General features: G+C 73.2%; 7 protein-coding genes. 6 read left to right on the top strand and 1 reads right to left on the bottom strand.

Going from position 1 to position 13452, the window contains the following annotated elements:
* Positions 1-295 precede the first annotated feature (295 nt).
* The 6 genes from J5Y10_RS17805 (at position 296) to J5Y10_RS17780 (ending at position 12362) form a co-directional block, all read left to right on the top strand.
* A complete protein-coding gene (locus J5Y10_RS17805; RefSeq protein WP_342452953.1) occupies positions 296-1114 on the top strand; it encodes a cellulose synthase operon protein YhjQ/BcsQ in 819 nt (272 codons plus the stop codon).
* Between the two features lie 11 nt (positions 1115-1125).
* On the top strand, positions 1126-5736 hold the full coding sequence (gene bcsA / locus J5Y10_RS17800) for a UDP-forming cellulose synthase catalytic subunit (protein ID WP_209375385.1): 4611 nt from the start codon (positions 1126-1128) through the stop codon (positions 5734-5736).
* Between the two features lies 1 nt (position 5737).
* Entirely contained in the window at positions 5738-9547 is a 3810-nt protein-coding gene (locus J5Y10_RS17795; RefSeq protein WP_209375384.1) for a cellulose biosynthesis protein BcsC, read from the top strand.
* Between the two features lie 70 nt (positions 9548-9617).
* Positions 9618-10943 (top strand): LLM class flavin-dependent oxidoreductase, encoded by a 1326-nt coding sequence (locus J5Y10_RS17790; RefSeq protein ID WP_209375383.1) that lies wholly within the window; start codon positions 9618-9620, stop codon positions 10941-10943.
* A gap of 23 nt (positions 10944-10966) precedes the next feature.
* A complete protein-coding gene (locus J5Y10_RS17785) occupies positions 10967-11968 on the top strand; it encodes an LLM class flavin-dependent oxidoreductase (protein WP_209375456.1) in 1002 nt (333 codons plus the stop codon).
* Between the two features lie 58 nt (positions 11969-12026).
* Positions 12027-12362: an FKBP-type peptidyl-prolyl cis-trans isomerase gene (locus J5Y10_RS17780; protein WP_209375382.1), complete on the top strand. Its 336-nt coding sequence runs from the start codon at positions 12027-12029 to the stop codon at positions 12360-12362.
* A 24-nt stretch (positions 12363-12386) separates the two neighbouring features.
* Here J5Y10_RS17780 and J5Y10_RS17775 read toward each other — a convergent pair whose 3' ends face one another.
* Complete coding sequence (locus J5Y10_RS17775; RefSeq protein WP_209375381.1) at positions 12387-13448, bottom strand: siderophore-interacting protein; 1062 nt, start codon at positions 13446-13448, stop codon at positions 12387-12389.
* Between the last annotated feature and the right edge of the window lie 4 nt (positions 13449-13452).

Genomic DNA, 13452 nt, shown 5'->3' with positions numbered 1-13452 from the left:
GGGCAGCGGTGGAGATCCTACCGGCTCCGCCGCCCGCCCCGCCGCAGCCTCCAATGGCCCCGGATCCGCGCGTCGCCCCCCTCCGCCGACCGGTGGCCGACCTGACACCTCCTCCCCAGGCCGGCGCCACGCAGACCACCCGTCGCTTCGCCCTGCTGGATGAAATCACGGCACGGGTCGCGGGGACGCAGGCCTCTCCGGCCACGGACCGGGGGAGTGCCGACGGTCCGCCCTCGCCAACATCCCCGCCGCGCCTGCGCGTCCGCCGGCGCCCCACCCCCGGAGGAGCCGCCTAGTGCCGCTCATCGCCTTCGTCTCGCCCAAGGGGGGCGTGGGGAAGACCACCATCGCCGCCAATGTCGCTGCGCTGCTGGCGGCGCGCGGACACGAGGTCCTGAGCCTGGACCTCGATCCGCAGAACGCGCTGCGGGTCCATCTCGGCATGCCCGTTCGGGACGAGGCGGGATTCCTGGCGGAGATCGGCAGCGGCACCGCCTGGCGCGCGGCCGTCCGCCACACGCCATACGGCGTCGACCTGCTGCCGCACGGCGAGGTGGAGCCGCGCCGCGCGCTGGAGCTGGCGCGCTTGGTCATGGACCGGCCGGAAGTACTGGCCGAGCCGGTGCGCGAGATGCTGGCCGACCCGCACCGCCTGCTGATCGTGGACAGCCCGCCCGGCCCCTCCCCCGCGCTCTCGGCCATCATGCCGCTGATCGACCTCTCCGTCGTCGTGCTGCTGCCCGATGGCGGCAGCGCCTCCCTCATTCCCCAGATCGCCGATGGCCGCTTCCTCGGCCGCGGCACCCTGGCCTTGCGGGCGGCGGAGCGCGCCCTGCTCGTGCTGAACCAGGTGGATCTGGAATCGCCGCTCTCGACTGCCGTGCTGGACTGCGCGCAGGCGGTGATGGGTGCGCGGCTCGTCGGCGTCGTCGCCCGCGACTCCGGCGTGGCGGAGGCGCTGGCCGACCGCCGGCTGCCCGTGGAGATCCCGGGCAGCCGGGCCGCCGAAGACCTCTCGCTCCTGACCGAGGGCATCCTCGGCCGCCTCACCCTGCCCCCGGCGATGTCCGCGGGCGGACACTCCGTGCTGACCCATTGGGGGCTGCGTCGATGACCGCGATGCGGATGACCGCCACGACCGACCGGCTGCCCCTGCTCGGGCGGGCACTCCGGATCGCGAGCATCCTGCTCGGCGCGCTCGCCGTCCTCTTCGTCATCACCGTGCCGCTGAACGGCGACCAGCAGGCGGTGCTCACCCTGCTGGGCATAGCCGCCTTCCTGCTCATCAACCGCTCGAAGTCGCGCCGCGCCACGGTGCTTCTGGTGCTGCTCTCCTTCGCCATCACCTCGCGCTACCTCTGGTGGCGGGTGAGCGAGACGATCGAGTTCGACAACCTCTTCCAGGGCCTCCTCTCGCTCGGCCTCTTCCTGGCGGAGTGCTACGCGGGCTCGCTGCTCTTCCTCTCCTACGTGCAGCTCACCTACCCGCTGAACCGCAAGCCCACCCGCCTGCCGGCGGATCCCGCGGACTGGCCGAGCGTGGACGTCTACGTGCCGAGCTACAACGAGAGCCTGGAGATCGTGCGGCCGACCGTGCTGGCCTGCATGAACATCGACTGGCCGCGGGACAAGCTGAACATCTACGTGCTGGATGACGGCCGCCGCCCGGAGTTCCGCCAGTTCTGCGAGGAGGTGGGTTGCGGCTACATCATCCGCCCGGACAACAAGGGCGCGAAGGCCGGCAACATCAACCACGCGCTGCGCCACACGGATGGCGAGTACATCGCCATCTTCGACTGCGACCACGCGCCCACCCGCGCCTTCCTGCAGATGACGGCCGGCTGGCTGGTGCGGGATCAGCGGCTGGCGATGGTGCAGACGCCGCACTACTTCTACTCGCCCGACCCCTTCGAGCGGAACCTTGCGCGCAGCCGCCCCGTGCCGAACGAGGGACTGCTCTTCTACGGCGCCATCCAGCCCGGCAACGATCTGTGGAACGCCGCTTTCTTCTGCGGCTCCTGCGCCCTGATCCGCCGGACCGCGCTGATGGAGGTGGGCGGCGTGCCGCACCAGACGGTGACGGAGGACTGCCACTGCTCCCTGCTCATGCAGCAGAAGGGCTGGCACACCGCCTATATCCGCCTGCCGCTGGCGGCCGGCCTGGCGACGGAGCGCCTGTCCATCCATATCGGCCAGCGCATGCGCTGGGCGCGCGGCATGATCCAGATCCTCCGGCAGGAGAACACGCCCTTCGCCGCCGGCCTCACCTGGGCGCAGCGGCTCTGCTACTTCACCGCGGGCTTCTCCTTCCTCTTCGCGCTGCCCCGCATCGTCTTCCTCACCTCTCCGCTGGCCTTCCTCTTCTTCGGGCAGAACATCATCGCGGCCTCCCCGCTCGCCATCATCGCCTATGCCGGCAGCCACATGTTCCACGCCTTCGGCACGGCCTCGCGCCTGAACGGGCACAACCGCCACTCCTTCTGGTCCGAGATCTACGAGGCCTGCATGGCGGCGCCGCTCGTCCTCGTGACGCTCGCCACGCTCTGGGACCCACGCAAGGGCAAGTTCAACGTGACGGACAAGGGCGGGCGGCTGGAGGTGGGCTACCTCGACGTGCGCGCAGTGCTGCCGAACCTGATCCTGCTCGGCTGCCTCGTCGCAGGCGTCAGCATCGGCCTCTACGGCACGCTCACGACGGAGGCGGGCTCGCTGGACTTCCAGGCCTATCTGCTGAACACGCTCTGGACCACCCTCTGCCTCGTCCCCGTCTCGGCGGCCGTCGCGGTCGGGCTAGAACGTGAGCAGATGCGTGACCGGGCCCGCGTGGACGTGAACCTGCCCGCCGAGCTGGTCCTCTCCGACGGGCGCCGCGTCGCCGCCCACTCCTCCGACATCTCCATGTCCGGCGCGCGCCTCCTGCTGGACCGCCCGCTGGGCATCGCGGACGGCGACCAGTGCGAGGTCTGCTTCGACCTAGGCGACGAGAGGGTGCCGGTGCACGCCACCCTCCTGCACTGGGAGGAGGGCCAGGCCTTCCTGCGTTTCCATATCGAGAACGTGGTCGATGAGGCCGCGATGGTCCGCGTGTTCTTCGGCCGCCCGGACGCCTGGGTGCACTGGGACCACTGGCCGAAGGACCAGCCCCTTCGCGCCCTGAAGGACGTGGTGATGGCCACGAAGGACGCCGTGTTCCGCAAGTACCGCTTCAAGATGACGAAAGAGCCCAGCCGCGTGAGCAAGCCTGTGCCGGTCGAGCAGATCCGGAAGTCCGACGTGGTGCGGCCCAAGCAGCAGACGCAGGCGGCTGGCCTGCGCGAGACCACGGCAGCGGCGATCGGACTCCTGGCGCTGCTGCTGCCGGCGGTGGCGGACGCCCAGCCCGCCCCGCGCACGGCGCAGGCCCCGAGCCCCGCCCGGCCCGACGTGACGCCGCCGAGCTTCACCCCGCCGCCGATCCCTGCCCCGGCGACGGCCCCGGCCGCGCAGCCGGCGCCCCCGCCCTCCGTCACAGCCCAGCAGGGCACGCCCCAGCTGGCCGCCCCCCAGGCGGCGCCCGCGGCCCCGCCCGCCGCCGCCCCGGCGCCGCCGGGATCCCGGCGCGAGGCGCGGCTGACCTTCCGCGACCTCGGCCTGACCGGCCCGATGCGCTTCAGCGGCGTCTCCGAACTGCAGGGCGTTCTCTTCGGCCTCTCGCGGGACGAGGTGGTGACGGCCGCGCGCCTCACCGTTCAGGGCGGGTCATCGGCCTCCCTCCTCCCCTCGCTCAGCCAGATCGCCATCACGCTGAACGAGCAGTTCGTCGGCAACATCACGCTCGATCCCGCGCGCCAGGCCTTCGGCCCGCTCTCCTTCGACATCGACCCCGTGAACTTCGCGGAGGTAAACCGGCTGAACTTCCGCTTCGCCGGCCGCTACGCGACGGAGTGCAACGACCCGCTCTCCGGCTTGCTCTACGCCAACATCTCCGACCTCTCGACGCTGCAGCTGACGATCGAGCGCCTGCAGCCCCAGCGCGACCTCGCCCGCCTGCCGGAGCCGCTCTTCGACCGCCGCGTTCTGCGCCGTGCGCTGACCCTTCCCTTCGTCATCCCCGCGGAGAGCGGCGCGCAGGGTCTCCGCGCCGCGGCCATCGCCGCCTCCTGGTTCGCGGTGCAGGCGGACTACCGCGGCGCCAGCTTCCCCGTAGACCGCTCCGCGCCCGCCACGGGCAATGCGGTGGTGATCGCGGCGGGGCCCGATGCCGTCCCCGGCCTTCCCCTGCCGCGCTTCGAGGGCCCGACCCTCGCCATGGTCGCCAACCCCACCGATCCCTTCGGCACGCTGCTCGTCCTCGGCGGCCGGTCGGAGCAGGAGGTGGCGCAGGCGGCCCTGGCGCTGGCCGCCGGGCGCGGCGGGATCGGCGGCGACCTGGCCCGCGTCTCCGCCCCCAACCTGCCGGCCCGCGCGCCTTACGACGCGCCGCGCTGGCTGCCGCCGGACCGCCCCGTGCAGTTCGGCTCCCTCATCGATCGCACGGAGATGCAGGCCTACGGCTACGCCCCCGGCACCATCCGCGTGCCGCTGCGCACCGCGCCCGACCTCTACACCTGGGCGGACCGGGGCATTCCGGCCAACATCAACTTCCGCGCCCCGAATGGGCAGGCGGTGGACGTGGCGGCCTCCCGCCTCGACGTGCTCGTCTCCGAGAACTACCTCCGCTCCTTCCCGCTCGGCTCCGGGGAGCGGATCTGGCCGCTGAATCTCCTCAGCGGCTGGCTGCTGGGCGACGAGGCGGTGCGCCACGGCCGGGCGATGGTCCCGACCTATCTCCTCTTCGGGCGGGAGGAGCTGCAGATGCGCTTCGACATGCGCCCGCTGAACCGCGGCGAGTGCACGGCCGTGCCCGGCGACATCCGCGCCGCCGTGGACCCGGACAGCACGATCGACGTCTCGAAGGCCTGGCGCTACGCGCGGCTGCCCAGCCTCAACTTCTTCGCCTCCGCCGGCTATCCCTTCACCCGCATGGCCGATCTCTCCGGCACGGCCGCGGTTCTGCCTGAGCGGCCGAACACGCTGGAGGCGGGCGCCTTCCTCGACCTGATCGGGATGCTCGCGGCGAATGTCGGGCTGCCCGCCACGGGCCTCAACGTCGTCTTCCCCGCCACGCTGCAAACGGCTGCGGGGCAGGACCTGCTGCTCATGGGCACGCTGGGTCGCCAGCCCGCCGCCGCCACCCTGCTGCGGGACAGCGCCGTCTCCGTCCAGAACGATCGGCTGACGATCGCGGCGCCGGACGCACTGGCCGATTTCCGCGCCCTCTTCCTGGACCGCCCGGGCTCCGACGAGATCACCCGCGCCTCCACCGCCCTCACCGAGATGGGCGAGGGCGCGGCGGTGCTGGTGGGCACGGAGAGCCCGCTCGCCGCCGGCAAGTCCGTGGTGGCGGTGCTGGGCGCGACGCCCGCGGCGCTGTCGGGCGTGGTCTCCACCCTGCGCAGCCCGGAAGGCTCCGCGCGGGTCCAGGGCGACCTTGTCGTCCTCAATGCGGGCGGGGCGGCGGGCTACCGCACGGCGGCCACCTACGCCGTCGGTAACCCTCCGTTCTGGGTTCTTCCCTATCTTTGGCTGGGGAGCAGCCCCTGGCGCGTGGCCGGGCTGATGCTGGCGGGCGCGCTGCTGCTCGGCCTGCCCTTCTACTGGTTGCTGCGCCGCCGTGCCGCGATGCGCCTGCGGGCCCGTACGCCGAGGGGACACTGACATGAAGGCGATGCGACGCAGCAAGGGCCGGGCCGCGCTCGGCATGGCCCTCGCCCTCTCCGCCTGGACCGGGCCGGCCCTGGCGCAGGTCACGCCGGTCGCCTCCGGGCAGCCCGGGCCGGTGCCCGGAGCCGTCGACGTTCTGGTCCGGCAGGCCGAGCGCTGGCTGGCCCAGGACCGGGTGGAACTGGCCGGGCCCGCGGTGGAGCGGGCGCTCGCCGCCGAGCCGAACAACCCCGCTGTCCTCGCCGTGGCGGCGAAGCTGGAGGTGGCGCGGGGCAACCGCGGCGCCGCCGACGCCTACCTCGCCCGCCTCCGCACCACGGGCGCCACGCCCGAGCAGCAGAGCCAGGCCGAGACCGCCGTGCGCAGCGCCACGGTGGACCGGGCCGCGATCGAGGAGGCGCGCCGCCTGGCGCGGGACGGCCGCACGGAGGCTGCCGCCCAGCGCTACCGCCAGGTCTTCGGCGGCCAGCCGCCGCCCGACCCCTACGCCCTGGAATACTACCAGACCCTGTCCGGCACGGAGGCGGGGCGCGCGGAAGGGCAGCGCGGGCTGGCGCAGCTCTCCGGTCGCCCCACCGCCACGGACCGCTCACGCCTCGCCTACGCCCAGTCCCTCACCTATGCCGCCAACACCCGCGCCGACGGCATCCGCCGCCTGGCCGAGCTGGTCGACCGGCCGGAGGTGGGCCAGGAGGCGAGGCAGTCCTGGCGCGCGGCCATCGGCTATGCGGGGAATGACCCGGCGGCCGCCCCGCTGGTCGAGGCCTACCTGCAGCGCTACCCCGACGACGCGGAGCTTCGCCGCCGGCTGGAGGCGCTGCGTGCCCAGCCCGCCGCCGCCCCGGCCGATCCCAACGCCGCCACGCGCCAGTCCGCCTTCTCCCGGCTCGAGGCCGGCGGCAATGCCGGCAATGCCGATGCCGCGCGGGGGTTCGAGGCGGTCCTCGCCGCCAATCCGAACGACGCCGATGCGCTGGGGGGCCTCGGCATCGTCCGCCTGCGCCAGGGCAACCAGCCCGAGGCCCGGCGCCTGCTGGAGCGCGCCGTGGCCGCCGCCCCGGACCGGGCCGCGCAATGGCAGCGCGCCCTGGACGCCGCCTCCTACTCCACAGACCTGGCGGAGGCGCAGTCCCGGCTGCGCCGCAACGACCTGGAGGGGGCCGACGCCGCGGCCCGCCGTGCCGCCATGCGCCAGGTGGACGACCGCTCCGACGCCGAGGTGGTGCTGGGCGAGCTGGCACTCCGCCGCGGCGACCCGCAGGGGGCGGAACAGCGCTTCCGCGCCGCGCTCGGCCGCCGCCCGGGCTTTCAGCCAGCGCAGCAGGGGCTGAACGCCGCGCTCCGCGCCCAGGGCCGCGCCCCCGCCTTCGCCACCCCGCGCCCGGCCGCGCCGGCCGCCCCGCGCGCACCGGCCGCGCCGCAAACCGCCACGGCGGAAGGCAATTCCTATCGGGCGGAGGCGGCGCGGGTCTCCGACCCGGCCGCGGCCGCCGCCATCCTCCGCAACGCCGTCGCCGCTTCGCCGGAGGATCCCTGGACGCGGCTGGACCTCGCCCGCGCCCTGCGCCGCCAGGGCCGCAACGCCGAGGCCCGCGCGACGGTGGAAGAGCTCGCCGCCCGCAGCACCAACCCGGACGCAGCCTTCGCCGCCGCCCTGCTCGCGGAGGAGGACAACCGCTTCGCCGACGCCGACGCCCTGCTGGCCCGGGTGCCGCCGAACCGGCGCAGCCCGGACATGGCCCGCCTCGCCGCCCGCGTGCGCGGCCAGCGGGAGGTACAGGCCGCCGCCGCCTCCCTCCAGCTCAGCCCCTATGAGGGGCGGGCGCGTCTGCTCGCGCTGGCCGCCCGGCCCGATCCCACCGGCAGCACCGCCGCCGCGGTGATTCGCGCCTTCGGGGATGCCAACGACCGCGCCGGCGCCACGGAGGCCGCGCGCACCGCCCTCGCCAATCGCGAGGCATCCGGCACCGCAGCGCGCATCGCCATCGCGGGCGCGCTGCTCGGCGCCGGGCTGGATGCAGAGGCGACGGCGCTGGCCGCCCAGGCGGACGCGGCCGGCGCCACGGCGGAGCAGCGGCGCGACCTCGCCGCCATCCGCGCCGGCGCCGCCATCCGCGGCGCGGACCGGCTGAACGAGTCCGGGGACCAGGCCGACGCCTTCGAGCGGCTGCGCCCGGTCCTGGCCAGCGATCCCGGCAACGGCGACGCCAACCTCGCCCTCTCCCGCCTCTACCTCGGCGCCCGGCGGCCGGAGGAGGCGCTGCGCGTGGCCGAGGCCGTGCTGATGCGCGACCCGCGCAACCTGGAGGCCCGGCGCGGCGCCATCGAGGCATCCCTCGCCATCGGCGACCGGGAGCGCGCCGAGTCCCTGCTGGCCGGGGCTCAATCCGCCAACCCCCGCGATTCTCGCGTGGCCCTGCTGGAGGTGCGGGTGGCCCGTGCGGCCGGGGACGAGGCGCGCGCCCGCAACGCGCTGGAGCAGGCCGCCGCGTTCCGCAGCGCGGAAATCGGCAGCACCCGCGCCGCCGCCCCGGCCCCTGCCGCGATGCAGATGCAGGGCCTGGCCAACCCCTTCGCCCGCGCCGGGAGCAGCATCGGCATCGGGGGCACGACGGTTGCCTCCGCCGGCCCCGCCGACCCCGTGCTCCGCCAGATCCAGACCGAGGCGGAGGCGCTGCGGAGCGAGACGGCCACGGTGGCATTCGGCGCCGCCACGGGCCGCGTCCGCTCCGGCGACCAGGGGCTGGACCGGCTGACGGAGCTGGGCGCCACCTTCCAGGCGGAGGTCTCGCCCGGCGCGCTCGGCGGGCGGCTCGCGGCCTCCGTCCAGCCCGTCACCATCGATTCCGGCACGCCGTCGGCCAGCGTGCAGTCGCTGCGCCGCTACGGCACCAACGCGCTGAACACCAACATCACGGCCGATGCCGCCAACCTCGCCGCGGCGCGCGACACCAGCGCCTCCGGCGTGGCGCTCGCGCTGAACTACGTGCGGCGGGACTGGCTGAAGCTCGATGTCGGCACCACCCCGCTGGGCTTCCGCCGCACCAACGTGGTCGGCGGGATCGAGATCTCGCCCTCCCTCACCGACAATCTCCGCATCCGCGTCGCCGGCGAAAGGCGGGCGGTGACGGACAGCCTCCTCTCCTGGGCGGGCGCGGTGGACGACCGCACGGGCATCACCATGGGCCCGGTGGTCCGCACCGGCGGCCGCGCGCAGCTGGAGGTGCCGATCGGGCGCGGCTACGCCTATGCCGGCGGCGGCTACGCCACCTTCCAGGGCGAGAACGTGCAGAGCAACACCCGGTACGAGGCGGGGGCAGGCCTTTCCCTGCCCCTGTTCCGGAACACGGCGGGCGAGCTGACGGGCGGGCTCGACCTCGTCTACTTCAGCTACGACAAGAACCTCCGCTACTTCACTCTCGGCCATGGCGGCTACTTCAGCCCGCAGCAGTACATGGCCTTCAACGTGCCGGTGGACTGGCGGGGCCGCATGGGCAACGTGGCCTACCGGATCGGTGGCACCGCCGGCTGGGCGCGCTACCGCGAGGACCGGGCGCCCTTCTTCCCTGGGGATGCCGGCCTGCAGGCCCAGGCGGAAGCCCTGGCCACCTCCAGCGCCGGCACCACCACACCCGCCACCGCCTTCTACGCCGGCCAGACGCAAAGCGGCTTCGTGGGCGGCGTGCGGGCGGAGGTGGACTGGGCCATCACCCCCGACCTCAACCTCATCGGCAGCCTGCGCTACGACAAGGCGGCCGATTTCGACGAGACGCGGGTGCTGGTACGGCTCCAGAACCGGTTCTGAGAGCCGCCTTGCACCGCAGGACGTCGGGCATCATATAAATACACGAAGAATAAACGTGGATTGAGTCCTGATGTCCCGACGTCGCCTTCGCCTGGGTGCCTTCATGCGCCCGGTCAGCATCCACACGGCCGCCTGGCGCTATCCCGGCGCCTTCCCCGACGCCAACTTCAACCTCCAGCACCTCGTCCGCTTCGCGAAGGCGCTGGAGGCGGCGCGCTTCGATGCTTTCTTCATGGCCGATCACCAGGCCGTCCTGAACATGCCGATCCAAGCCCTGAAGCGCAGCGCCACCGTGACCAGCTTCGACCCGATGACGCTCCTGCCGGCCCTGGCCATGGTGACGGAGCATCTCGGCCTCATCGCCACCGCATCCACCACCTATAACGAGCCCTGGCACATCGCCCGGAAGTTCGCCTCGCTGGACCACGTCAGCAACGGCCGTGCTGGCTGGAACGTGGTCACCTCGGGTAACCCGGCGGAGGCGCAGAACTTCGGGCGGGAGGAGCACTGGGAGCACGCCGCCCGCTACCGCCGCGCCCACGAGTTCATCGACGTGGTGGAAGGGCTTTGGGACAGCTGGGCCGACGACGCCTTCATCCGGGACGTGGACCAGGGCGTCTATTTTGACCCGGAGAAGATGCACGTCCTCGGCCACAAGGGGGAGCACTTCTCCGTCCGCGGCCCGCTGAACGTGGCGCGGCCGGTCCAGGGCTGGCCGGTGATCGTGCAGGCCGGCGCCTCCGATGACGGGCGCCAGCTTGCGGCGGAGACGGCGGAGATGATCTTCGCCGCCGGCGGCCCGATTGAGGAGGCACGATCCTTCTACGCGGACGTGAAGGCCCGCACGGCGAAGGCCGGCCGGAACCCGGACCACCTCCTCGTCATGCCCGGTTGCTTCGTGGTTGTGGGGGAGAGCGAGGCGGAGGCGCGGGACAAGCGCGCCCTGCTGGACAGCCGCGTGCACTATGACAGCGCCATCGCCTCCCTCTCCGTCGCCCTCGGCACCGATGCCAGCCGCTTCGACCCGGATGCCCCCCTGCCGGAGGAGATCCCGGAGACGAACGCCAGCAAGAGCGGGCGGGAGCGCGCCATCGGCATCGCCCGGCGGGAGAACCTCACCGTGTGCCAGCTGGCCCAGCGACTGGGCGGTTATGCCGGCGCCGCCATGGTCGGCACCCCCGCGCAGATCGCGGACCAGATGCAGGAATGGCTGGAAACCGGCGCCTGCGACGGCTTCAACATGATGTTCCCCTACCTGCCGGAGGGGCTGGACGACTTCTGCCAGAAGGTGGTGCCGGAGCTGCAGCGGCGCGGGTTGCACCGCACGGAGTATGAGGGCCGGACGCTCCGGGAAAATCTCGGCCTGCCCCGTCCTGCCAACCGGTTCTTCTCCTGAGAGGGGCGCACCATATGTCCGGCATGATCCCGCTCTCCGTCCTCGACCTCTCCCCCATCCCCGAGGGGCATGACGCCGGCCAGGCGCTGCGCAACTCGGCCGAGCTGGCGCGCCACGCCGAGGCGCTCGGCTACAACCGTTACTGGATGGCCGAGCACCACAACATGCCCGGCATCGCCAGCGCGGCCACGGCCGTGTCCCTGGCCCATGTGGCGCAGGGCACCACCCGCATCCGCTTCGGGGCGGGCGGCATCATGCTGCCGAACCACGCGCCGCTGACGGTCGCGGAGCAGTTCGGGACCCTCGCCGCCCTCTACCCCGGCCGGGTAGATCTCGGCCTCGGCCGCGCACCGGGCACGGACCAGATCACCGCCCATGCCCTGCGCCGGACCCTGCAGGGCGACGTGGACTCCTTCCCGCAGGACGTCATGGAGCTGATGTCCTATTTCCGCCCGGCCCAGCCCGGCCAGCGCGTGCAGGCCGTGCCCGGTGCGGGGCTGGAGATGTCCTTCTGGATTCTCGGCTCCTCCACCTACGGCGCGCAGCTCGCGGCGGCGCTCGGCCTGCCCTACGCCTTCGCGTCCCATTTCGCCCCGGCCGCCCTGCACGACGCCATTGCCATCTACCGGGAGCGCTTCCGGCCCTCCGAGTACCTGGAGAAGCCGCATGTCATGGTCGGCGCAAACCTGCACGCGGCGCCAACGGATGAGGAGGCGCGCTTCCTCTTCTCCTCTCACCAGCAATCCTTCGTGAACCTCCGCACCGGCCAGCCCGGCAAGCTGCCGCGGCCGAAGGAGGGGTTCTACGAGAGCCTGGACCCCTATGCGCAGCGCATGCTGGACAACAGCCTGTCCTGCACCATCGTCGGCGGGCCGGATGCCGTGCGGAAGGGATTGCACGACCTGATCGAGCGGACCGGCGCGGACGAGCTGATGCTCACCGGGCATATCCACGACATCGAGGCCCGCAAGCGCTCCTACGCCATCCTGGCGGAAGTCGCGGCGGATGTGGCAGTCGCGGCCTGATTTGGCCGCTGGGACTGCCCCGGCTAGAACCCCCGCCTTCCACCAGGGAACCACAGGCATGATCGAGGACCGCAAGCCCGGCACGGGCGACGAGGCCGTGACCGGCAAGGAGGTCACGGTGCACTACACCGGCTGGCTGCACGACCCGTCCAAGCCCGAGAACAAGGGCCGCAAGTTCGACAGCTCCCGCGACCGGGGCGAGCCCTTCTCCTTCCCCCTCGGCGCCGGCCACGTGATCCGCGGCTGGGATGAGGGCGTGAAGGGCATGAAGGTGGGCGGCCAGCGCACCCTGACCCTGCCGCCGGAGATGGGCTACGGCGCGCGCGGCGCCGGCGGGGTGATCCCGCCCAACGCGACCCTCGTCTTCGACGTGGAACTGCTCGGCGTCGGCTGACGCCGGACCGGCGGCGGGGCGGGTTCAGCCCTCCCCGTCGCCCACCCCGTGCCGCCAGTAGGAAACGGCGCGGAAGCGGCTGCGCGGCAACCCGCAGGCCTCTCCCCAATGCTCCCGGATGGCGCGGGCGGCGGTGTTCTCGCAGGCCGCCCAGCAGGTGACGGCGACGCCCGCGGGCAGGGTGGCGGCGCGGACCTCTGCCAGCAGGCGGGTGCCGTAATGCGCCCCGTCGCGGTAGAGCCAGCGGACCTCCACGCCCGGCGGATGGGCGATCGCCTGCCTCTCCCCGGCATCGGCCACCTCGATCAGCGCCAGCCCCCGCGCCCCGGCCGGCAAGGCCTCCAGCGCGCGGCCGATGGCGGGCAGGGCCGTCTCGTCGCCGGCCACCAGCGCCCAGCCCTCCCAGCCGATGCCGCCGCCACCCGGGCCCATGACGCCCATCAGGTCCCCGGGCTCGGCGCGCAGGGCGAAGGCGGAGCCCGGCCCCTCATCCCCGTGCACCACGAAGTCAATCTCCATCCAGCCGACTGCGGGATCGATCCGGCGGATGGTGTAGGTGCGGCGGCGCAGGCTGGCATCCATCACCGGCTGGCCGCTGGGGCTGACGGTCGGCCAGACCGGCTCCTCCCCCTTGGGCGGGATTAGGATTTTCACGTGCATCTGCCCCAGGCCGGCGTAGCGGGCGATGTCCTGCCCCTCCAGCCGCAGGCGGCGCATGCGGGGCGTCACCTCCTCCACGGCCGCCACGCGCAGGGCGCGGAAGTTGTGCGGGCGTGCATCGTCCCCTACCGCACCGTGGCCGCGCCAGACGATGCCCAGCGCCTCGTCCGGGCAGAAGGAATCCAGGTGGCCGGAGACGATGTTCTTGGCGTCCGCCAGCCAGTCCGGCGTATCCGCCTCGATCCGCAGGGCGATCCCGCCCTCCGCCAGGCGCAGCAGCGCGACGCAGCCGGGAAAGGCCACGCGGGAATCCCTGACGGGGCCCGCCACGTCCAGGCCATGGCCGACCATGTGCTCCCGGAACTGCTCGATCAGCCGCTCCGGCGCGCGGGCGCGGGCGTGGGCCTCGGCGATGAGAAGGGTCATGGCC

It is taken from the genome of Roseomonas indoligenes, from assembly GCF_017813365.1.
In the GTDB taxonomy this organism is placed as follows: Bacteria; Pseudomonadota; Alphaproteobacteria; order Acetobacterales; family Acetobacteraceae; genus Roseomonas; species Roseomonas indoligenes.
This window is presented reverse-complemented; position numbering and strand designations above follow the sequence as displayed.